18 protein-coding genes and 27 tRNA genes are annotated in these 20,486 nt (G+C 43.2%); 38 read left to right on the top strand and 7 right to left on the bottom strand.

The window, feature by feature from the left end; all coding sequences use genetic code 11:
- The first annotated feature begins 233 nt into the window (after positions 1-233).
- The 6 genes from FBB35_RS24805 to petJ all read left to right on the top strand — a co-directional run bounded on the left by FBB35_RS24805 (position 234) and on the right by petJ (position 4,306).
- Positions 234-1,142 (top strand): carbohydrate ABC transporter permease, encoded by a 909-nt coding sequence (locus tag FBB35_RS24805; RefSeq protein ID WP_174711841.1) that lies wholly within the window; start codon positions 234-236, stop codon positions 1,140-1,142.
- On the top strand, positions 1,139-1,966 hold the full coding sequence (locus tag FBB35_RS24800) for a carbohydrate ABC transporter permease (protein ID WP_174711840.1): 828 nt from the start codon (positions 1,139-1,141) through the stop codon (positions 1,964-1,966). Before FBB35_RS24805 ends, FBB35_RS24800 begins: the two co-directional genes overlap by 4 nt.
- 211 nt (positions 1,967-2,177) lie before the next feature.
- A complete protein-coding gene (locus FBB35_RS24795; protein WP_012409317.1) occupies positions 2,178-2,393 on the top strand; it encodes a hypothetical protein in 216 nt (71 codons plus the stop codon).
- 132 nt (positions 2,394-2,525) lie between these two features.
- Entirely contained in the window at positions 2,526-3,017 is a 492-nt protein-coding gene (gene psbV, locus FBB35_RS24790; protein WP_174711839.1) for a photosystem II cytochrome c-550, read from the top strand.
- A gap of 279 nt (positions 3,018-3,296) precedes the next feature.
- Positions 3,297-3,716, top strand: a complete 420-nt coding sequence (gene petE, locus FBB35_RS24785; protein ID WP_174711838.1) for a plastocyanin — start codon at positions 3,297-3,299, stop codon at positions 3,714-3,716.
- 245 nt (positions 3,717-3,961) lie between these two features.
- The gene (petJ, locus tag FBB35_RS24780) at positions 3,962-4,306 is read left to right on the top strand and encodes a cytochrome c6 PetJ (RefSeq protein WP_174711837.1); all 345 of its coding nucleotides are present in this window, start codon (positions 3,962-3,964) and stop codon (positions 4,304-4,306) included.
- Positions 4,307-4,535: 229 nt separating this feature from the next.
- On the opposite strand, the gene FBB35_RS24775 is transcribed toward petJ, so the two are convergent.
- Positions 4,536-6,047, bottom strand: coding sequence for a hypothetical protein (locus FBB35_RS24775; RefSeq protein WP_174711836.1), 1,512 nt, complete (start codon positions 6,045-6,047; stop codon positions 4,536-4,538).
- 618 nt (positions 6,048-6,665) lie between these two features.
- Between FBB35_RS24775 and FBB35_RS24770 the strand changes: the two genes are divergently transcribed.
- Together FBB35_RS24770 and FBB35_RS24765 are read left to right on the top strand one after the other, a co-directional pair.
- On the top strand, positions 6,666-7,364 hold the full coding sequence (locus FBB35_RS24770; protein ID WP_174711835.1) for a triacylglycerol lipase: 699 nt from the start codon (positions 6,666-6,668) through the stop codon (positions 7,362-7,364).
- Positions 7,365-7,625: 261 nt separating this feature from the next.
- Entirely contained in the window at positions 7,626-8,279 is a 654-nt protein-coding gene (locus FBB35_RS24765) for a cytochrome b N-terminal domain-containing protein (protein ID WP_174711834.1), read from the top strand.
- A 225-nt stretch (positions 8,280-8,504) separates the two neighbouring features.
- Here FBB35_RS24765 and FBB35_RS24760 read toward each other — a convergent pair whose 3' ends face one another.
- On the bottom strand, positions 8,505-10,415 hold the full coding sequence (locus FBB35_RS24760) for a sodium:proton antiporter (RefSeq protein ID WP_174711833.1): 1,911 nt from the start codon (positions 10,413-10,415) through the stop codon (positions 8,505-8,507).
- 327 nt (positions 10,416-10,742) lie between these two features.
- Between FBB35_RS24760 and FBB35_RS24755 the strand changes: the two genes are divergently transcribed.
- A tRNA-Glu gene (locus tag FBB35_RS24755) sits at positions 10,743-10,815 on the top strand.
- 80 nt (positions 10,816-10,895) lie between these two features.
- Here the strand turns inward: FBB35_RS24755 and FBB35_RS24750 are convergent.
- The 3 genes from FBB35_RS24750 to FBB35_RS24740 form a co-directional block, all read right to left on the bottom strand.
- The gene (locus FBB35_RS24750; RefSeq protein ID WP_174711832.1) at positions 10,896-11,504 is read right to left on the bottom strand and encodes an SRPBCC family protein; all 609 of its coding nucleotides are present in this window, start codon (positions 11,502-11,504) and stop codon (positions 10,896-10,898) included.
- A gap of 8 nt (positions 11,505-11,512) precedes the next feature.
- Complete coding sequence (locus FBB35_RS24745; RefSeq protein ID WP_174711831.1) at positions 11,513-13,534, bottom strand: GAF domain-containing protein; 2,022 nt, start codon at positions 13,532-13,534, stop codon at positions 11,513-11,515.
- Between the two features lie 1,457 nt (positions 13,535-14,991).
- A complete protein-coding gene (locus tag FBB35_RS24740) occupies positions 14,992-15,327 on the bottom strand; it encodes a hypothetical protein (RefSeq protein ID WP_012409307.1) in 336 nt (111 codons plus the stop codon).
- Positions 15,328-15,398: 71 nt separating this feature from the next.
- Between FBB35_RS24740 and FBB35_RS35090 the strand changes: the two genes are divergently transcribed.
- The 3 genes from FBB35_RS35090 to FBB35_RS24730 all read left to right on the top strand — a co-directional run bounded on the left by FBB35_RS35090 (position 15,399) and on the right by FBB35_RS24730 (position 16,676).
- A complete protein-coding gene (locus FBB35_RS35090; protein ID WP_254625688.1) occupies positions 15,399-15,650 on the top strand; it encodes a hypothetical protein in 252 nt (83 codons plus the stop codon).
- A 113-nt stretch (positions 15,651-15,763) separates the two neighbouring features.
- The gene (locus FBB35_RS24735) at positions 15,764-16,270 is read left to right on the top strand and encodes an HNH endonuclease (RefSeq protein WP_174713758.1); all 507 of its coding nucleotides are present in this window, start codon (positions 15,764-15,766) and stop codon (positions 16,268-16,270) included.
- A gap of 16 nt (positions 16,271-16,286) precedes the next feature.
- On the top strand, positions 16,287-16,676 hold the full coding sequence (locus FBB35_RS24730) for an alr0857 family protein (protein ID WP_174711830.1): 390 nt from the start codon (positions 16,287-16,289) through the stop codon (positions 16,674-16,676).
- Positions 16,677-16,707: 31 nt separating this feature from the next.
- Here FBB35_RS24730 and FBB35_RS24725 read toward each other — a convergent pair whose 3' ends face one another.
- Together FBB35_RS24725 and FBB35_RS35585 are read right to left on the bottom strand one after the other, a co-directional pair.
- Positions 16,708-17,496 (bottom strand): polysaccharide deacetylase family protein, encoded by a 789-nt coding sequence (locus tag FBB35_RS24725; RefSeq protein ID WP_254626009.1) that lies wholly within the window; start codon positions 17,494-17,496, stop codon positions 16,708-16,710.
- A gap of 257 nt (positions 17,497-17,753) precedes the next feature.
- Positions 17,754-17,879, bottom strand: a complete 126-nt coding sequence (locus FBB35_RS35585; RefSeq protein ID WP_302480930.1) for a hypothetical protein — start codon at positions 17,877-17,879, stop codon at positions 17,754-17,756.
- A 183-nt stretch (positions 17,880-18,062) separates the two neighbouring features.
- Between FBB35_RS35585 and FBB35_RS24720 the strand changes: the two genes are divergently transcribed.
- From FBB35_RS24720 to FBB35_RS24595, 26 genes are all read left to right on the top strand, one after another.
- Positions 18,063-18,136: transfer RNA gene (locus tag FBB35_RS24720), tRNA-Asp, on the top strand.
- Positions 18,137-18,295: 159 nt separating this feature from the next.
- Positions 18,296-18,368, top strand: a tRNA-Cys gene (locus tag FBB35_RS24715).
- 4 nt (positions 18,369-18,372) lie between these two features.
- Positions 18,373-18,448, top strand: a tRNA-Met gene (locus tag FBB35_RS24710).
- Between the two features lie 3 nt (positions 18,449-18,451).
- Positions 18,452-18,526 (top strand) — tRNA-Trp (locus FBB35_RS24705).
- 6 nt (positions 18,527-18,532) lie between these two features.
- Positions 18,533-18,604 (top strand) — tRNA-Glu (locus FBB35_RS24700).
- A gap of 7 nt (positions 18,605-18,611) precedes the next feature.
- Positions 18,612-18,694, top strand: a tRNA-Tyr gene (locus tag FBB35_RS24695).
- A gap of 4 nt (positions 18,695-18,698) precedes the next feature.
- Positions 18,699-18,788 (top strand) — tRNA-Ser (locus FBB35_RS24690).
- A gap of 4 nt (positions 18,789-18,792) precedes the next feature.
- Positions 18,793-18,866 (top strand) — tRNA-Arg (locus tag FBB35_RS24685).
- A 20-nt stretch (positions 18,867-18,886) separates the two neighbouring features.
- Positions 18,887-18,961, top strand: a tRNA-Phe gene (locus tag FBB35_RS24680).
- A gap of 6 nt (positions 18,962-18,967) precedes the next feature.
- Positions 18,968-19,042 (top strand) — tRNA-Asn (locus FBB35_RS24675).
- A gap of 143 nt (positions 19,043-19,185) precedes the next feature.
- Positions 19,186-19,258 (top strand) — tRNA-Gln (locus FBB35_RS24670).
- 3 nt (positions 19,259-19,261) lie between these two features.
- Positions 19,262-19,337: transfer RNA gene (locus tag FBB35_RS24665), tRNA-Gln, on the top strand.
- A 6-nt stretch (positions 19,338-19,343) separates the two neighbouring features.
- A tRNA-Leu gene (locus FBB35_RS24660) sits at positions 19,344-19,446 on the top strand.
- A gap of 6 nt (positions 19,447-19,452) precedes the next feature.
- Positions 19,453-19,530, top strand: a tRNA-Leu gene (locus FBB35_RS24655).
- 1 nt (position 19,531) lies between these two features.
- A tRNA-Pro gene (locus tag FBB35_RS24650) sits at positions 19,532-19,604 on the top strand.
- A 3-nt stretch (positions 19,605-19,607) separates the two neighbouring features.
- Positions 19,608-19,681: transfer RNA gene (locus FBB35_RS24645), tRNA-Leu, on the top strand.
- 4 nt (positions 19,682-19,685) lie between these two features.
- A tRNA-Leu gene (locus FBB35_RS24640) sits at positions 19,686-19,762 on the top strand.
- 6 nt (positions 19,763-19,768) lie between these two features.
- Positions 19,769-19,841 (top strand) — tRNA-Pro (locus FBB35_RS24635).
- 4 nt (positions 19,842-19,845) lie between these two features.
- Positions 19,846-19,918 (top strand) — tRNA-Leu (locus FBB35_RS24630).
- Between the two features lie 10 nt (positions 19,919-19,928).
- Positions 19,929-20,005 (top strand) — tRNA-Met (locus FBB35_RS24625).
- An 8-nt stretch (positions 20,006-20,013) separates the two neighbouring features.
- Positions 20,014-20,086: transfer RNA gene (locus FBB35_RS24620), tRNA-Thr, on the top strand.
- A gap of 4 nt (positions 20,087-20,090) precedes the next feature.
- Positions 20,091-20,161 (top strand) — tRNA-Gly (locus tag FBB35_RS24615).
- A gap of 8 nt (positions 20,162-20,169) precedes the next feature.
- Positions 20,170-20,241 (top strand) — tRNA-Gly (locus FBB35_RS24610).
- Positions 20,242-20,246: 5 nt separating this feature from the next.
- Positions 20,247-20,322 (top strand) — tRNA-Val (locus FBB35_RS24605).
- 6 nt (positions 20,323-20,328) lie between these two features.
- A tRNA-Arg gene (locus tag FBB35_RS24600) sits at positions 20,329-20,402 on the top strand.
- 5 nt (positions 20,403-20,407) lie between these two features.
- Positions 20,408-20,484, top strand: a tRNA-Ala gene (locus FBB35_RS24595).
- Positions 20,485-20,486: the final 2 nt, after the last annotated feature.

Below are 20,486 nucleotides of genomic sequence, written 5' to 3'. Positions count from 1 at the left end.
GAGTCGGGTTAATTAGCATCCCCATAGGAAGCTAAATATATAGTTCCCTAAATTACATAAGCAGCTAACTCATACAACCGATATCTTGGAAATCGCCGTTTTGTGTCTACGCTTTCCAAAAATAGAAATTTAATTTAATGAGGTTAAATATTTTTTTACAGGAGTAGGATCAATAATCATGCACAACCCATCGCTACAGCCGGGTTAGTGCGAGATTAAACGGAGGTTCTGTAGTGTTTGCAATCAACAGGCGGCGGAGTAACCCCAGGTGGAATATCACAGAAGACTTGGCTGGGTATATGTTCATGATGCCCACCATTCTAGTTTTGGGGACTTTTGTAGTCTTACCCATTCTCTACGCCGTTTTTCTTTCCTTGCAAAAAGTCCGACTTCTCGGCGGTATTGAGTACGAGTTCATCGGTTTTCGGAATTTCACACGATTAGCTGAAGATGAAAGGGTTTGGATTGCTTTAAGAAATACAGCACAATACGTAGCTATTGTTGTGCCAACTCAAACAGTCTTAGCTTTAATTCTGGCGCTAACTCTGAATTCTGGGATTTACGGTAAAAACTGGTGGCGCATCCTCTACTTTTTGCCCACAGTCACCTCTTCAGCAGTGCTGACGCTGATCTTTATGTGGATTTATAACACCGATGGGCTACTAAACGATTTTCTCGCTTTTGTAGGGCTACCTACTTATAACTGGTTGGGCGATCCAGCTGTTGCGCTCAAAGGCATTATGATCATGAACATTTGGTCAACTGCGCCGTTTTTCATGGTGATTTATCTGGCCGCCTTGCAAGATATACCCCAAACACTTTATGAGGCAGCGGAACTCGATGGAGCAAATGGGTGGCAGCAATTTATCCACATTACCCTTCCCTTGCTTAAGCCTGTAACCTTCTTTGTGGTAGCAGTGGGGGTGATTGGGACTTTTCAGCTTTTTGACCAGTCTTACATCTTTTCTGGCGGTACTGGCGGCCCAAACAACGCTACTTTAACAGTGGTGCTGCTAATTTACCAAGCTGTGTTTCGGAATTTACAAATGGGATATGCAGCTGCGATCGCATTTTTGTTAGCAGCTGCGATCGTTGCCATCACTTTGATTCAACGGCGAATTTTTGGAGGCGAACGGATTTGACTAAAATCTCTGGCTTAAAAGTCTTGCTATACGTCTTGCTGACACTCTATGCGATCGTTACCCTAATTCCCTTTCTCTGGGCGCTTTCAGCATCATTTAAGTCGCTAACAGAGATTGTCAGTAGTGAACCCAACTTTCTCCCCAAGAATTTTACTCTTGACAACTACAGGCAAATCTTTCTCCAAGAACCGTTATTTTGGCGCTGGTTGTTCAACAGTGTGGTAATTGCCGTTAGCGTTACCCTTTTAAACTTGTTGTTAAATTCAATGGCTGGTTATGCCTTGGCAAGACTACACTTTGTGGGCAAGCGCTTTTGGTTCTTTCTAATTTTGGCAGTGCTGGCAGTACCAGCGCAAATCACCCTAATTCCCACATTTTTGATTTTAAAAGCGATCGGCTGGCTGAATTCTTATCAAGGCATGATTGTACCTAGCATCGTGAATGCCACTTTTATCTTCATGATGCGGCAATTTTTTGTTAATTTTCCTAAAGAACTAGAAGAAGCGGCTCAACTGGATGGCTTAAATACCTTGGGAATTTTTCGACATATTGTCTTACCTCTAGCAAAATCAGCACTAGCAGCACAGGCAGTTTTTGTATTCATGGGGAGTTGGAATAATTTTTTACTGCCGATAGTTATCCTATTTGACCCAGAAATGTTTACCCTCCCTTTGGGGCTGAATACCTTCAAAGGCCAATACATTAGCTATTGGAACTACATTATGGCAGCTTCTATGGTTTTTACCCTGCCAGCTTTAGGTATTTACGCCTTTTTTAATCGTTACTTTATTCAAAGCGTTACCTTCACTGGGGGAAAAGGTTAATAGCTATGGGCATTGGGCATTGGGTATTCCCCTGGTCTCCCTTGTCTGTCTATTCCCCATGCCCCATTCCCTATGCCCCATTCCCCATACTTCGACTGCGCTCAGTACAAGTTCCCCATTCCCCAAACAGTATTTTGGGCAACAAATTGCACTCCTAACGTGATATTGGTATTACAGCGACTCAATCTCTATCTATCAGTTAACAAGCATTATGGGTTTTGCAGACCTATCGATCGCAGAGATAGCAGCCGACTACAGTATACCTGTAGAAAAAGTGTTTTCTCTGTGCAACCAACTGGGAATCGCCTACAAACACCAAAAGACCCGTTTGGCGTTAGAAGATGCAAAGGCAATTATTTCCCAAATATCGTTTGAAACACACCCAAAAGGTACTAGCGACTTGGTGGGTGATGACGAGGACACCTAACGGGTGATCTTGGGCTTTAGCTAATCATTGATAGCTAATGACAAAAAACAATGAGTCATTAGCAATTAGCAGCTTGGAGATTGAGAACCGCTTTCTTAGCTGTGTTGAGCGTCAAAATTTTTAAGGGGAAACATGTTTAGAAGACTAATTGGCGTTGTTGTGGCCACTGTTTTACTCTCGTTTCAGTTGCTTGTCGGTAGCGCGACAGCAGTGGAATTGGACAAAGCTACCCGAACAGTGCCATTAAATACTCAAGGTGAAACCACTGTACTTAGCCTGAAACAAGTCAAAGAAGGCAAACGTTTATTTAATTACGCTTGCGCCCAATGTCATGCTGGGGGAGTTACCAAGACAAACCAGAACGTAGGTCTGACTCCAGACGATCTGGCACTGGCCACACCTAACCGTAATAACATTGAAGGCTTGGTGGATTACCTGAAAAATCCTACTACTTACGACGGAGAAGAAGAGATTTCCGAAATCCACCCCAGTATCAAGAGTGCAGATATTTTCACAGCAATGCGAAATCTGACGGATGATGACTTGGAAGCGATCGCTGGTCATATTCTCTTACAACCCAAAATCGTTGGCACTAAGTGGGGAGGCGGAAAAATCTATTACTAAATCCTGGAACTGAGTCATTGGGAATAGGGCATTGGGAATAGATAAAGAGGCAGAGGGGCGGGGTGCAGGGGGCAGAGGGAAAAAGTACTCTCCCTTGCTCCTTGCTCCCTGCTCCCTTGCTTCTTCCCCATTCCCCATTCCCCACTGATTACCCAGCTTTTTGCAATAAATTGCTCCCTATTATTAAAAAAAAATTGTATCTATGACAGATTGTCATACTTTGGTGTTGATTTTATTTAAAATGAGAAAGGAAAAAAAATTGTTTGTTAGGAGAGAGCCATGAAATTGATTTCGGCAAGCTTGCGACGCTTTAGTTTAGCTGTGTTGACAATCCTTTTAGTTGTTAGCAGCTTTGCAGTTTTTACCCCCAGCGCTTCGGCTGAAACCTACCAGGTGAAATTGGGTACTGATAAAGGACTGCTAGCATTTGAACCCAAAAAGTTGACAATTAAACCAGGTGACACAATTGAATGGATAAATAATAAAGTTCCTCCCCACAACGTTGTGTTTGATCCTGGCAAAAACCCCGCTAAAGATGCCGCTTTAGCAAAATCTCTTTCTCATAAGACTTTGCTGATGGCTGCTGGTAAAAAGGAAACAACCACTTTCCCCGCAGACGCACCTGCTGGTGATTACACCTTCTACTGTGAACCTCACCGTGGTGCTGGCATGGTTGGTAAAATTACTGTTCAAGGTTAGAAACGTCCTCATTGCCACAAGATGATTTCTCTTTTGTGAAATTACCTCATAGCAACACGCCACCCTCCTAGAGTGACGCACAAAATGGATAAATGGCGGTAACGAGTCTTATCCCATCCCAAGACGCTAAACAACCTGTAGCGATTGAGGGATAACTCGTTACCGCCAATTTTGATCAAATTTGACTTAATCAGGGATTAATCACGTTTATACTCTTGCTGGAGGCTTGTTGCGAGGAAATTCTCTTGAGAATACTTTTATTAATTTTAATGATAGCGATCGCTCTATTCAAATTGACATTTATTAGTCCAGCACTAGCTGCCGAAACATCCAACGGTGCTAAAATTTTCGAGGCTAACTGCGCTTCTTGCCATATAGGTGGCGGTAATATCCTTATTAGCCAGAAAACCTTGAAAAAGGAAGCATTGTCAAAATACCTAGAAAATTATGATCGCGACTCAATCGAGGCGATTATCCACCAAGTCCAAAATGGTAAAAATGCCATGCCTGCCTTTAAAGGAAAGTTAAGTGCTAAAGATATCCTGGAGGTAGCTGCTTACGTTTTTCAGAATGCAGAACAAGGCTGGTAAGCTAGCTCTCAATTGTATGGAATATAATAGCGCTCTTACGGGCACAGCAATACTCATACGTGTTAACTTAGAGCCAAAGTGAATAAAACTCGCGGCTACACAAACTTATCTATAGGAAGCAGACCAAAGAAAATTTAAAACCCACGGAAGTGGGTTTTAATTGTATAGATAGATGCGTTTTATAACCACCCTTTTACTTAGTTTTTAATCCCAAATCACCAGCAAATGATTATTTTTCTGGATTAGACTTGTCTCTGTTTTCCTTGACTTCACGCAACCGTTCTACTAGTTTTTTATCCGATTCAGTAGAGGGTGTAGCCTGAATCTTATTGACTCTTGGTAGTACTAAGGGTTCAGAAGTATTAGTTGCGGATGAAGGTGTGAGGTTATTTCTGATCTGCAATTCAGATAATGGTTTGGGGGTAGCTGCGGGTGTTAACACAGGCTGATTGCCATTTACTCCCGGTGCAGTTAATGGTTTAAAAATACCTGTCGATGAAGGCGCGCTCTGGTTATTTCTGATTCGCAGATCAGGAAATGGTTTAGAAGTTGCTGCTGGTATAGGGGTAAGCTGATTGTTATTGATGCCAGGTGTAGATAATGGAGTAGTCCCAGTGCTGTTGCTAGTGCTGTTTTGGAAACGTAGGTTAAATGGATAGGAACTGACCTGTTTATCTCCCTTCGGGGATTGCTTGTTGAAGTATTCCCTGGCTTTTAATTGCAATTCCGGGGAAACTAGCTTGTCTTGAAATTTGATATCTAGAACCTTACCATCAGGGTCTACCACTAATACACCCAAAACAGAGCCTTGAAGATTTGGCTTATCTGTGGGTAATGTTTGGCGAATGACTGGCTTTTGTTCTGCATTGGGGTATTGTTGCTGAACTTCTTTTCTGAGGTTTGCGTATGAATCTAGCTGTGCAATTGCCAACTCAGTCCCTTTTCGAGATAAATCAGGCGCTTGTGGCGTGGTTCCCCTAATTAAGGTTAAGCTATCCCCAGCCCTTGGAGCTTGTTTTAAAGAATTTATGAGCTGGTTTTGAGCCATAGGCTTAGACACGTTATTAACCTGCTGCGTTATTTGCGGAGCGATATTTCCCTGTACTGGTGTAATAGGATTAGTGTTAGAGAGATTCTGAGATTGAGCATTTTGCAGAATATCATTAGGTATTTGCTGCGACTGCAATACTGGCAATCTATTTACGTTTAACGGCTTAGATGCCTCGAATTTGGTATCAGTGACATTTACACGAGGAACTGATGGAGTAAATTTGGGGCTGCTATTGAATTTAGAGTTGTCAAATTTAGAAGCATCAAATCGCAAATTATCACTAGGAATCATCCGCAAAGACTGTCTTGTAGGCAATGAGGAGACTCGATAGTTATTCGATGATGGGGGTAGCGGAGGCAGTACTAGCTGGCTACCGGATGGCGGTGCTGCCAATGGGGGCAATCCAGTTTGAGTGCTAAAGTTAGAGGCAGAAAGTGGCGCTATTGGAGGAAGTTGTTGTAAACCAATTTTGGGGGTGCTTTCTGGCAAACGACTTTGATCCGCTTGGCTCAATTCCAAAAGCCCAACGCTTTTTGATGATGCTGTATCTTTGGGTTTGCTAGAATCCATAGGCATCAATGGCACAATCATAGCGATCGCACCGTGGATACCAAGAGAAGCTATAGCTGCTATCCCAATTGGCTGGCTTAAGAGTTCTGGTATATTTTTAAACAAGGAGACGTAAGACATAGTTGTTATCGTTCACTCGGCTCAGTTGCAGTTGACTAACGATTTTCTCTTCCCGACTATATTGCAAAATATCACAATATATGCATCCCTCTAAGGAAATAATAATTTCCTCTCATGGCAACGAAAACGCCAAAATTGCCATTTATTCAGGTTTGTAATTGTTTAATAAGGCTGGTTCATATCTTCAAATTGAGCTTACTAAAGAGATATTTGAAAAATTACTACTTTTGATTTGTTATTTTTATGACGCACACAATTAAAATTAATATCTGGGATATTTATTAAAATTTAAGTCAAGATACAAGTCTGAGTAAATCAAAACATCTGCTGAAGTCGCCTTGTTTTTTTACGCTTTTCCAGTCAACTAGGCTTCTGTAACAGATGGCACATTTGTTTGTCCGAGACTAGTCCCTATGTGAGAATACTACCACATCAGCAGCCCTGAAAACTGTTGTAAATTGTACAATTTTATTGACATTCTAGTCCTAAACCCCACCAAAGCTATTTGGGTTTTTATAAAAGGAGTTCAGCTGTGCGATCGCAATTATAGCTTTTGATTTTTGACTACTTCTTTGTAAAAAAGTTTCAAACCTTCAATCATTGCCTCAAAAATTTAAAATGCCGTTACCGACAGTTATTGTACCGGGATATCTAGAAAGCGCGATCGCTTACCGCCAACTAGAACAATCCTTACAACAGTTAGATTTTCCCACGGTTACAGTACCACTGCGACGGCGCGACTGGCTACCAACTATTGGCGGAAGACCTGTAACACCGATTCTACAAAAACTCGACCTGACAATCAAGCATACATTGCAGCAATATAATGCTACCCAAGTTAACTTAATTGGTCACTCAGCCGGAGGTTGGATATCCCGCATCTACATGGGAGAAAAGCCTTATATGGTAGGCAGTAACGCTAAACCCTCGCTTTGGAAAGCGCATCCTTTGGTTGCGACTCTCATCACCTTGGGTACACCCCATCTTAGCCAAGAACGCTGGACACGCTCAAATCTAGATTTTGTCACCAATAACTACCCAGGAGCTTTTTATAAAAACGTTCGTTACGTTTGTGTGGCTGGTAAAACTATCTTTGGCCAAAAGCGGCGTGGTAGCTGGTTAGCTTACAGTAGTTACCAATTAACCTGTGGTAAGGGCAACACTTGGGGAGATGGCATCACACCAATTGAAGCTGCTCATCTGGAAGGCGCAGAAAATCTGGTAATTGAAGGTGTGAGACATTCTCCGAGAAGTCCTGGAATTTGGTATGGCTCACCAGAACCCTTAAAAGCTTGGGTGCAATATTTGAGTCATTAGTCATTGCGAATTGGGCATCCCTTCGGCTCCGCTCAGGGCAAGTGGGCATTGAACATTGGGCATTGAGCATTGGTTTGTTTATCACTTCTCACTTCTCACTTCTCACTCCTTACTCAGCACTGATAAAGGGCATTGGGCTAATTAGCTTATCGGAAATATTAAAAAAATTTATTTTTATTTGAGAAGTGAAACATATATTAATATTTCTTAGTTAAAATTAGAAAGGAATAAATACCTAGTTAAGAACAGGAGGGGTGAGCTATGCAAAGCACCCAGTTCGATAGGATTATGCGACGAATAGCAACGATATTATCAGTCGTGATTCTGACTTTGTGCTTAATTTATGTTTCTACGGGAGTAATGCTTTCTTTTTACTATGAACCGACAGCAGGCGGTGCTTATAACTCCTTAAAGATGATTAATACACAAGTACCATACGGGTGGTTGTTTTGGAGAGCGCATAACATTGCTGGTAACGCGGTAATTGCGATCGCTCTGATTCAACTTGTGGTGATGTTTTTAGGTCGCCAATTCCGTAAGAGTTGGCTGACTGCTTGGGTTAGCGGGATCTTGTTGACCTTAAGTGCGATCGGGTTGGACTGGACAGCGATGATCTTAGATTGGACTCAAGTAGGATATTGGCGTTTTAATATTGAATTAGGAACAATCGAAGCTATTCCTTTTATTGGTGGACAACTGCGCGAAATTCTAACTGGGGGTGGAGCGATTAATACAGTTACTGTCGAACACCTTTACACAATACACAGTTATTTAATTGCGGTGGCGACGCTAATTCTTGCCATCGTGCATTTATCTGCTTTACTGTGGCAGGAATGGCAAATGTATCAAGAAGCGCCAAGACCAGAAATTGGTAATTTGCAACAACCACCAGAAGGTGAATTTATTCCTTCCTAAAGCTAATAAAGAGTCAAAGAAGAGGAGCAGGAGGGCAAGGAGAAAAGCCCATAAATAAATTTAGGGGCTTGATTTTGGAAGGATTATTTCTTGTGCCATGCATCTTGAAATAAACATTTAACATTAAGCATAAATAGATTTATTTCCTTTGAAACCCTCTATTGCTGGGAAATTACAGCATCTTCTCCCTTGTCCCCTGCCTCCCCTGCTCCCTGCCCCCCTGCCTCATCCCCCAGAAGCCTCACTAGCGGACAATTGGACGAGGGATAGGTCTTCAACCTCCGCTAACTTTTCTAGAGAGAGGGGAGTGGATTGGGTAGCACCAGATAAACGTTTTAAAAGGCTAGGTCTGGGGTCATGTAATAGGTAAATAATGCGATCGCCAATTTCCCAATCTTGGTTAACTGGCATTACCTGTAAGCGTTCTTCTCGTTCTACCAATAACGGTATCAACACCCCAGTCCGAATTTTTTCTTGAATGCGATCGCACTGAGTGGAAAATTCTAGCTCATTTAGCGTAGTTGTCCCCAGTTTAACTCGCCCATCATTTAAATATTCATTCCAAGTTTTAATCGCTAAGTCTGGGATAAAAGCTTGATTAACTTTATTACTAACCGAAATACTCGCTTGCGGATCGCGGGGGAAAACAGCTAAGACGCGCGGGGGCTTAAATTCCTCGGCTGCTCGTTGAGCCAGAACAAAATTCACCTCGCCATTACTTGTCATCGCCAAAAAAGTGCCCATCGAGGCAAGTCCTGCCTCTTCTAAAACAGCAGCATCCAACCCACTGCTGGCAATCACTCGCAGATTTTGTGCCTCAGCTTGAACAAGACATTCGGGGTCAGTATCAATCATGACCACATTTTCTCCCCGTTCTTGAAAGAATCGGGCAATCAAAAGACTCAATGGGTTACAACCCACAATCACTACTCCAGTTACGTCCTTGGAGGTGATTTGCAGCCATTTGGCAACCCAGCCAGCTGTTAGCCCTTGGCAGACAACAGTCATAATAATTGTCAGGAAAACTAAAGCTTTAATGGAATCACCGCCGTTAATGCCACGCTGGGTAAGGGAGATTGCAAAAAAAGAAGCTACAGAAGCCGCAACAATTCCTCTAGGAGCAACCCAGCTTAAAAATAGTTTCTGTCGCCAATTTAAATCACTGTTCCAGGTACACAAGAGGATATTAATCGGGCGAACGACAAACATTAATACCAAAACAGTGAATAAACTACCCCAGCCCAAAGCAAACACACTGGCAATGGATAGATCGGCAGCTAATAAGATAAATAGCACCGAGACGCTGAGAATTGTTAGCTGACCCTTAAAGCTGCGTAACAGTCGTTCTTCTGGGACTGAGGAGTTAGCAAAGACGGCTCCTGCAACAACTGTTGTCATTACTCCCGATTCACTGCGGATCATTTGCGATAAGGCAAACAAACCCCAAAGTATCGCCAAGACCACTAAGTTTTTTAGCTCGAATGACAGAAAACTGGCGCGTTTGAAAATCAAGCTCATCAGATAACCGCCAGCACCACCAATTGCTGCACCAACACCCAGGCGTATTAATAAACCGACGATCGCATTAATTGGATCGGCATCGCCGTTCAAAATGGTATCGAGGACAACGAAGGCGAGAATCGCTCCCACAGGGTCAATTAAAACCCCTTCACCTTCCAAAAGTGTTGCTACTTGACGATCTACATTGATTTGTTTGAGCAAAGGGCCAACGACGGTTGGGCCTGTCACCACAATAATGGAAGCATAGAGAAAAGCTATATTCCAAGGAAACTCACCCAGCCAGTGGGCAGCCATACTGCCACCAAGTAGTGTGATTAGCGTTCCTAAAGTGACGAGCAATTGTAAGCTGACTGAAACTCTGCCTAACTCTCGCAGATCCAAATTAAGTCCGCCTTCAAACAAAATTATTGCAGTTGCCAAGGCGACAATAACTTCCAGTCCAGTGCCTAGCGCATGGGGATGCAATAGCCCTATGCCATCAGAGCCGAACAATATGCCTAACAGCAATAACAAGACGATGCTGGGTATGCGAAAGTATGCAGCCAGCACTTGAGCGCTAATGCCTGCAAAAACAGCGATCGCCATCTGTAGGGTAATTTCAAAAGATGCTTCCATGTTGTAGATTTTGAGCGATTTATTTCAAAATCTTTGGTAAAAAATCGTAGATATTAACTCTACAGGGTACAACATCATACCCTTTTGTCCCTTGCAGAATTTACCGTTTTTTCTATCTGAGCTTCTCTCGAAGTTTCCAGCATCAGACGCTGATGCACCCTGCGGCTTTCCACAGGAGCTTCTACGAAATTCTTTTTGTGTCTCCATCTCTTTGTATCCTTTTCAAGCTTTAGCCTCCACCCAGTTTAGCTGCCACAAACTTTTTTTCGCAAAAGCTGTTGACAACAGTTGGGAAATTAGTTATTTTATAAAAGGTCTGAGTCCAATGCCCCCATCGTCTAGAGGCCTAGGACACCTCCCTTTCACGGAGGTAACGGGGATTCGAATTCCCCTGGGGGTACTTAAGAAGTAGAAGCGTATCTTTCTACGAGTTGATAAATGAAAACGGTCATTCATGATTATTCCTGAATGAACGTTTAGTTATACATACGGTCGTTTGCTAGCTAACTCTTCTACACGTTGGTGAATAGCAACAAGATTCAATCGTAGGTCTTTACTCAGGCGGTTTTCAATGATTCCCACTGGCATCGTAAGTTTAGGCCAAACTTGAATTGTGTAGCAAAGATTTGTTCCTACATATTCACCAAGGGAATAAGGCTCTAAACACCAGCTACCAGAAAAACCTTTAAAATCTCCCTCTACCATCCGAAAATTAATTTCTTTGGGGAAGCATTCTTCCAAATCCAAAACCACCCGCGCCGAAAAGTTGAAATTTAGTAAGCGCTGGGAGCCTACTTGCTCCAGTCTAATTCCACCATTGGGATGCTCGATTAAACGACTCTTGGCGAGGTTGGGGAGAAAGTCAGGTAAGGCTTCATAATCTGTCAGAACCTTCCAAATTTTTTCCACTGGTTGGGGGATTTGGACTTTGGCGCTGATTTGTCGCTGTCGCTCTGCTATTTTCTGAATTTGAACTTCTACCTTAGTTGCCAAAGCGACTATATCAGCACTCAAATCTCCTTCAAGATTGGTGTCATCACTAGGAGACTGAAAATCAAGGTTCTTTGTTGGGTTCTGTTCTTTAGTCACGTTCAGAATTATGATTTGCTTTCGTCAGAAAATTGGGGCAGGGTCAGGCTGAAGCAAATTTCGCTCTGTTCAGAATCCGATATTGGGAGACTTTCAACTGCGATTGCTCCATTCAAATGCTGCACTAAAGACTTGACTAGAGCAAGTCCCAAGCCAGTCCCTGGAGTCCAACGCCCTTTTCCACGACGGAACTTGTCAAAGATGTAGGTTGCTTCTTCTTGGGAGATGGCATGTCCTGTATTCGTCACCTTTATGATAACTTGATCGATTTGTTGATCGACTCGGTGAACAGCTTTTAAATGGACGGTGGTATCATGCTGCGAGTATTTACAGGCATTAGTCAACAACTCTTGTAGGATGCGGTCAAAACTCTCCAGTTCCGTTTGCAGTTTTAGCGATTCCTCTGGCAAATCTACAGAAATCTTTAATCCTTTCTCTGCGAGTCTCTTCTCAAAAACTACTACTATATCCTGAATTCTAGTATTTAAATCTATAGATTCTAATTGTGGAGCTTCGTGAGGCGACTCTAGTTTCTGGAGTGTTAACAAGTCATTAATCAAGTTGATTTCCTTTGTGCATTCTTGCTCTAGGATATCCATGTATCTAATTTGACGCTCTGGTGCAATTCCTGGCAAACGTAAGTTCCGAATCGACATCAGCATATTTGTCAAAGGATAGCGCAAGCGATCGCTCATGTTGCTCAAAAATTCATCTTTGAGTTCATTGAGTTTCCGCAGTTGCTCAACATATTGCCGGGTTCTTTCATGCAACTTTGCCTGGAGTTCCAGACTACTCTGGAGTTTCGCTGTCCGCTCATCTACCAAAGTTTGTACTTGACGCAATGTCTGTGACTGAATTATGGCGTTGCTTACTTGAGCGCAAACCATTTCCACAAGATTTAATTCGGCTGCTTGCCAACTGCGAGTAGTAGCTTGCTGTAGCACCAAAAATCCTAAGATTTTACCTTGACTTTCTAATGGCACTAATAAGACGGCAGGCAATTGCTCGATTGCAAATAATGGAGCAGCTACCGAAGTATCATTTTGCTCTGTATAGTTATCAAAGATTACTGCTTTTCCAGAATCTATAAAGGGACGCTGGCACAAACCACATTCCGAAAGCAAAAAAGAATGATCTTCTAAGGTTTCTGGTTTAGTAATGCGGGAAATTTGTGTTGTCTTAGCCCATTCACCAACCACTCTAGCTTTCGCTTTCGGAATTTGTTTTTTAGCTTGAGTCCTAAATAGTGGATCGGTATATTTTAGTAGTATAAGTAAACCTCGATCTGCCTGTAGAGATTCGGCAGTAGAGGCGATAACTAACTGGAGCATTTGATTAAGCTCCAAGTTACTGCGACTCAATAATGTTAATTGCTTGATCAAGCTTTGATACTGATCGCCTTTTTGGAGATACTGTTGTTGATGAGTAATTAGTTTAGCTTGGGTCACTTGAGAAAAAGCGATCGCACAAGCAGACTCTACTTCTTTGAGCAGCTGTTTTTCTGATTCATTCCAATCATAAGGTTGGAATTTAATCAGACTAATCACTCCATTATTATTTCCACCAAACCTGGTGGGAATTGCCAAAACAGCTTTTATGGGTAGGGGTAAATACTGACAGCCAATTACCAGACTCTTCTGAATGATGGAAATATCTTCAATAGTCAATGGTTCAGCAGCACATTGCAGCACTGGCGAGTGCATAAGCAACTGTTCCATCGAAAACATTTCTTCTGGATGTGGCAACCCCAGATATTGATCGGCACACCAATTCATAGTAGTTGCTTCGTCAGATGTTTCACCCGTTACTGAAACTAAGCAGCAACAATCTACTTCAAAAGCAGTTCCTAGCAATTGGGCAATATCTTGCAACATCAAAGCCGTAGCTGAGGTATTGGCAATGATTTGGTTAATCTTTTGTACCAACTGGTGGGCAGTTTCTTCCTGATGCTGCATCAGCTTGACTTTGTAAGTTTGTAGTCGATCTATGTCATCTACGTACTGTGTCGGCGACCATAAAGGCTTTTTCATTCTTGGCACGCCCTCGGATAATAAATCCATTGTTTTTGCACCCAACCCATTGGCATATTCTTCACCGTTAGTTGTGTTGCGACACCTTGATAATTGACAAATCTTATATGAATACTTTCTCTCACCTGTTATAGCCCTTTTCTATGGCAGATGGCCAAGTTGCTGCTATATAAAGCAAATTGCTACATAGGTAGTGAGATACTTAGGATATTCTAAAATGACCCAGCCTGATTATTTTTGGCTGCTTTATCTTCTTTATATTGAGATAATTAACTAACTTTGATTTAGAATATCCTGTCTGTAAGTATACATAAACCGTAATTTCTCTGGAATCTCAGGAAAATCCCCCATTTATGACCGTAAAAACACTGAATTGATTTTAAAATTTTTGTAAAATTTTGTTTTTATTTTAATCCTTTAAGGAGCTATCCTTTGCTCTGTGTTGCTTTCAATCAAATATAACTAAGCCAGAGCGTCAAACCAATTTTGGATTTTGGATTTGGGATTGAAAGAGAGGACAGGGGGCAGGAAGCAAGGGAGTAGGAGGCAGCTCACAGGTGTAGGTATTTAACAAATGTGGCTGAAATAGGGTTTTTCCGTTGGTTGAGAACTCAAATGTTAATTTCTGATTTCCCACCCAAGAACGAAATTTCGTGATTTGAATCACGTTTAGAACTCTGTTTGAAAGTGCCCACTCATGCACAAATAAAAAACCTACACCTGTTCAGGTAGGAGGCAGGGGGTAAGGGAGCAGGGGACAGAAGCCCATAAATTTATTTATGGGCTTGATCTTGGACGCATTATTTCTTGTGCCATGCATCTTGAAATAAATATTTAACATTAAGCATAAATAGATTTATTTGCTCTGAAACCCTCTCTTTCTGGGCAATTACAGTATCTTCTCCCCTGCTCCCTTCCCCCTTCTCCCTGCCTTTTGGTTGTATAGCTACAAATCTTAACAATAAGTTTTACTCATTGGAGAAAATAAAGCTAAATTCTAAATGCAGCCTAATTATTCAGTAATAAGACTTACGTACTGAAAAGCTGAAACCTCGTTTGCGTAGCCCCACTACCCCCTAACAAACACCAATTGCTCAACTTGGGTAATCCCTAGGTTGAGCAATTGGCTTCCCTTAAACAGGGGGTATCTTAAAAACCCCTTTTTTTAGGGCAGGGCTGTTTCGTTCCATCTCAAACAGGATTTGTCAAGATGGTTAGCGATAAAAATCATAAGTATGGGTAGCGATTGAATAAACTTTTAGGCACATAAACAACAGTGTAATTGTCTGTTCTCTCGACACGCAAGTAGCAAAATAATCTAGTTTAAATTGCTATAACTCTTGATTTTTAGAGCCTTTTAGAGAATGAATCAGCCCTGCTTTTTTAGGGGGGTTGGAGCATCTCTTGTACGTAAGTCCTAAATAAAATAACTAGGCTGCATTGCCTGAATATTAAGACTATCCAGCCAAACTCTCGACACTGAGAGGAACCATATCGCCATTTCTTGTCAGTCCTAACAGCATTGGTTCTTGAGGTTGAATGAGTTGACCTGTTAGTACACAACGTTCTTCTTGTTGGGCTGTGGCTGCTATGCTAGCTCGAATGTCCGCTCGGGAAAATCGAGGCTTCCATTCACCTGATTTTTGCTGGACATAATTCCACAGGATATCTCGAATCAGGGCTTGATATCCCTGATTCCCAGCAATTTCTTTAAGCTTATCTTTGAGTTCGCGCTCTAGACGGATGCTGGTAACTTCCATATCGGTGGTTGGGGTGCGAGCGATCGTATGCATCACTGATTTCTCCTTAAAGTATAGACAGGATAGTAATACAAGTGTAGTATGTTTAAAGGAATCTTCAATAGGTGAAATTTTCTGTGAAACCCATTTGCCCGATCTCTACTTCAATTTTGTGCGCTACCAATTGCCGAATCAGTTGGGAATCAGCTGCTATGGAAGTGGAGTATTTATTTATGGGCGATGGTAGCCGAGATCGTGGGCAAATCACAGAGGGTAATTATGATTCTAGACATCTCAGCATAAGTGGGTTGATTGCGAAACCACAACTAGATGAAGAAAGCGGGGGGTACAGGCAAAGGAATGCTGTACCAATATGAGACCAGAAAGTTTTCCGGTCAATTCTAACCCCCGCTTCACCAAAACAGGAAGCGGGGGTTTTTTTATAAGGAGTGAAGCTGTGACGATATCTTCTCTGCGCGGCGCGAACGCAATGCAAGTGTTAGAGCAATCTGTGGTGGTGTTTTCTCAAAATTATTTGCCACTATGTCGGATCAATATCAAGCGGGCAATTGTGCTGTTAGTAACCAACAAAGCTCAACCGTTAGGTTTGACCACAGAGGGCGGATGGCGAGTTCACTCACCCAACTTGGTAATTGATGTGCCAAAACATATTCGCCTAACAATCGCTTCTAATGAGCGGATGTGGAAAGTTCCGCCAGTTAATCGGCGGGAAGTGTTGCGGCGAGATCATCACAATTGCCAATATTGCGGTAGCGGCAAGCATCTAACGCTAGATCATGTGATGCCACGTTCTAAAGGCGGTTCTCACACTTGGGATAACGTAGTCACAGCTTGTGAGAGATGTAACTCCCGTAAAGGCGATCGCACCCTGTTTGAATCTGGTATGCAATTACGTACCAAACCAAAAGCACCAATTCACCCCGCGATTTCTTTTGCCGAACAGTTTTGGATAGATATGCAAGGAAGCCTGGAATAGCAGGAGAGCATAAGGAATGCTGAAATTAACTTACACAGAAAACAGTTTTGATTTAGAATTTATCACTCTGTCGCTAGAAGAATGGGTAGCGCAGCGAGTGATTTTGGCCCTGCGAGTTGGGCAAAGTTTGTGCATTGAACCGAGTACTGCTTCCTTTTTGCTGCCTGTTGATTTGCCAGGAGTAGAAGTGCTTAAAGCTGAGGTAAAAAGAGATGACAGAGAAATCATTGCCCTCTGTGCTTCCGATACCCAATATATGGAAGTCACTTTACAAGGTTCTTGGCTATCAGATAGTTCTAAGGATGCTGTAGGTGTGTTTTTCACCACTATGAGCGATCGCGCTGAGTTCTTTTTGCACAAACTTTGGCAGGAAGCTCAAGCTTGTGCTTCTGTCATGAGTGAATAAACGAAATAGTAGGGTGAGAAATTCTCACCCTTTATTGCGCCATTTGCAGCAATTCGGGAATTGTCACAAATCGGTAGCCTTGCTGTTTAAGTCCACTAATGATTTGTGGCAAAGCTTCTACAGTTCTTCGGCGATCACCACCACCGTCATGCATCAAAACAATAGAACCGGGTTTAGCGCCTTTCAAGACATTATTTACAAATGCTTGCGGTTTGGCGTGAGGATCGGTATCGGCTGAAGTGAGCGACCACATAATCACAGCATCTTTCTGGCTTTTAGCATAAGCGGCTAGTCCGTTATTTAAAAAGCCTCCAGGAGGACGAAACAGAGAAGTTTTCACCCCTGTAGTTTTGTATATCAGGTCAGATGTGCGATCGATTTCACTCTTAGCTGTGGCTTCATCCATTTGCCGATACCAATGATGCCAAGTATGGTTGCCAATGGCGTGTCCCTCGGCAACCACTCGTTTAGCTAAGTCGGGATTTGCTTGTAAGGCTTGTCCTACCCAAAAGAATGTCACTTTAACATCATTTTGCTTGAGGATATCCAGCATTTCCAGGGTTGTTTTTGGCCAAGGCCCATCATCAATGCCTAGAGCAATAACCTTTTCGTTGCTGCTCAGTTGAACCTTGTAAACTGTTTTTCCTTGAAATTTAGTTGGAACTGTAAATGTAAGGTTTTCTACTTTGGCTGATGGCGGTAGTTCATTAACTTGTCCCTTTGCTGGATTTTGAACTTGTGCAGAATGGCTTTTGCTGATTGGCTGGTTCAACCCCACTTGTGGAGAAGTACCTGGAGCAATACTACAAGCTGTAATCATAGAGGCGATCGCGACAATACTAATTATCTTTTGTCGCTTGAGGTAGTTGTCTGTCACGTCAGGCTTTTAAAAACTCACCCAATCATAAGCTGTAGTTTGACTTTTAAGAGGCGTGAGCAAGTTCAAATCTAAGCGCAGAAGCTTTTTTAGACAATTTCAAAAAAACTTTCTAAAACCCCTTGACACCTCTTGTAGTATTTTGTAGTATATTTGTAGTGAGGCGACAGACAAAGCTTCTCAAGAGTCAAAGTTATGTTCTACATACAACTACTAAAGGACAGGCGTTGGAATAAACCAAAGTCCCCAGTCAACAAAACTGCTCCTACTTGCAAACCATCGGCAGTAGAGGCAATAAACGAAAAAAGTTCTAAGTTTGCACTCATCAAAACCACTGAACACATCCGTAATACACAACAGGCTTGCTACCTAGAGTTTCGGTTGTTTTCCTAACAGTTTCTAAAAAAAGTAAATTTTCTGAACCTTGAAAACTAAATAAGAAATGGGCAAATTCACCAACAAAATTTGTGCCTAAAAAACTAAAATTTTAGGCACAGATTCTCAAAAATCGGAGTGTAGCTCAACTGGCTAGAGCGTTCCGTTGTCTGCGGAAATGTTGCGGGTTCAAATCCCGTCACCCTAGTTGAAGTCCCGTAGGCGAATAGTTTAAGCCGTCAGCCTACGGCAGTCGCTACAACGGGTAGCGCAGCGTTAGCGAGTCATCGAGCGTTGGGAACCTCCGCAACGCGCTGCCTCCTCAAGCTGAAGATTGCGAGTGCGAATCTCGTCGGGACTCCCAAATGGTCAGGTAGCCAAGTTGGTAAGGCGTTGGTCTGCAAAACCGATTAGCGCGGGTTCAAATCCCGCCTTGACCTCTGTCGCAGCGTAGCTTAATCAGCAAAGCCCCAGGTTCATACCCTGGTATATGCGGGTGCAAATCCCGCCGCTGCTACCAAATGCAGGGATGGTGTAACGGCAACACCTCGTGACTCCAAATCCGATGTTCTGGGTTCAAATCCTAGTCCCTGCGCCAATCATGCCCCTGTGGACGAATGGTTAAGTCGCTGTTCTTTCAAAGCAGAAATTGCGGGTTCAAGTCCCGTCAGGGGAATCATTATGGGTCGGTGGCCGAGTCTGGTTGAAGGCGACAGTCTGTAAAACTGTTCTTTTTTGCACGCAGGTTCAAATCCTGCTCGACCCACTATGGAGAGGTGGCTGAGTGGCTGAAAGCGTCCTCCTGCTAAGAGGAAACGGGTAGTTAATATCCGTCGCAGGTTCAAATCCTGTTCTCTCCGTTTTGAGAGTGTGGTGAACTGGATAACATCTCAGTCTACGAAACTGAAGACGTGAGGGTTCAAATCCCTACACTCTCGTTACATGTCTCTTCTTTTATCCCTCGGTAGCTCAGTTGGTAGTTAGCGCCTGTCTGAAGAACAGGAGGTCGTCGGTTCGATTCCGATCTGGGGGACTTCGTTGCCTCATAGCTCAATGGCAGAGCAAGCGGCTGTTAACCGCGCGGTTGTAGGTTCGAGTCCTACTGAGGCAGCCAATCATAATTCGTAATTATTAATTCGTAATTCGTAATTAAATAGGGGTTGATACCCACGTTTTTTTAAACGGCTTTTATGTTAGTCGGGATTTAAATCCTCATCACAAAACATAATTACGAATTACGAACTACGAATTGTTTAATGCCGGGTGGACGAATTGGGAAGTCGCATCGCTCTGAACGATGAGGTTGCAGGTTCAAACCCTGCCCTGGCAATAAAGCCCTGTGGTGTAATTGGCAACATAGCGCCCTTTGAAGGCGAAGATTCCAGGTTCGAGTCCTGGCGGGGCTGCCAAACTCTACTCTTGTAGCCCAACTGGAAGAGGCTGCCGTTTCAAAAACGGTATGTTGTGGGTACCCTGCGGGAAGCCGCTCCGCGTCTACAATTCCCACCAAGAGTACCAAAACTTGCTCCTGTAGCCCAATTGGAAGAGGTGGCAGACTTAAAATCTGTTTAGTTGTGGGTTCGACTCCCACCAGGAGTACCAACGGGATGTAATTCAGTGGCCAGAAGCCGTGCTTTGGGAGCATGGAGTCGCAGGTTCAAATCCTGCCATCCCGATATGCCCCTGTGACGGAACTGGCATACGTGCTGGAATCAGAGTCCAGATTTTACAGGTTCAAATCCTGTCAGGGGTACTAAGCTCTCGTGGCGGAATGGAAGACGCACTAGACCGAGGATCTAGTTTTTTGCAGGTTCAAATCCTGTCGGGAGTACCAAAATATCTGGGTGTAGCGCAGTTGGAAGCGCGGGAGTTTCGGGAACTCCAGGTCACAGGTTCAATCCCTGTCACTCAGATTTTGCCCTTGTAGCCCAACGGAAGAGGCGCTTCGCCTAGAACGAAGAGGTTGCTGGTTCAAATCCAGTCAGGGGCATTGGTGAATATGCGGGGATAGAGCAACGGTGGCTCGTCAGGCTCATAACCTGAACATCGGCAGGTTCGACTCCTGCCCCCGTCACCAAAATTAGTGCTGGTGTAGCTCAATTGGCAGAGCAACTGACTTGTAATCAGTAGGTTGCAGGTTCAATTCCTGTTACCAGCTTGATGCGGATGTGATGTAACGGTAGCATGAGACGTTTCCACCGTCTTCGTGCGAGTTCAAATCTCGTCGTCCGCTCTGAACTTGCGGGTGTGATGTAATCGGTAGCATCTGAGTACGCCATACTCAGTGCGTGGGTTCAAGTCCCTCCACTCGCTTGCGTAGTCCTGTAGCTCAATTGGTAGAGTGTCTTCCTTACAAGAAGAATGTCGCGGGTTCAATTCCTGCCAGGACTACCAAATATTGGGAGTGTAGCTCAATGGAATAGAGCTTCGAGCTTCTCCCTCGAAAGTTGTGGGTTCAAGTCCTACCACTCCCGTCTATGGGTCTGTAGCTTAATTGGTAAAGCATCTAACTGGCTGTTAGAAGGATGTCGGTTCGATTCCGACCAGTATCCACCAAA

Origin of the sequence: Nostoc sp. TCL240-02 (assembly GCF_013343235.1) — a bacterium.
GTDB lineage: Bacteria > Cyanobacteriota > Cyanobacteriia > Cyanobacteriales > Nostocaceae > Nostoc.
The sequence above is the reverse complement of the archived record's forward strand: the minus strand, read 5'-3'. Positions and strand labels throughout refer to the sequence as shown.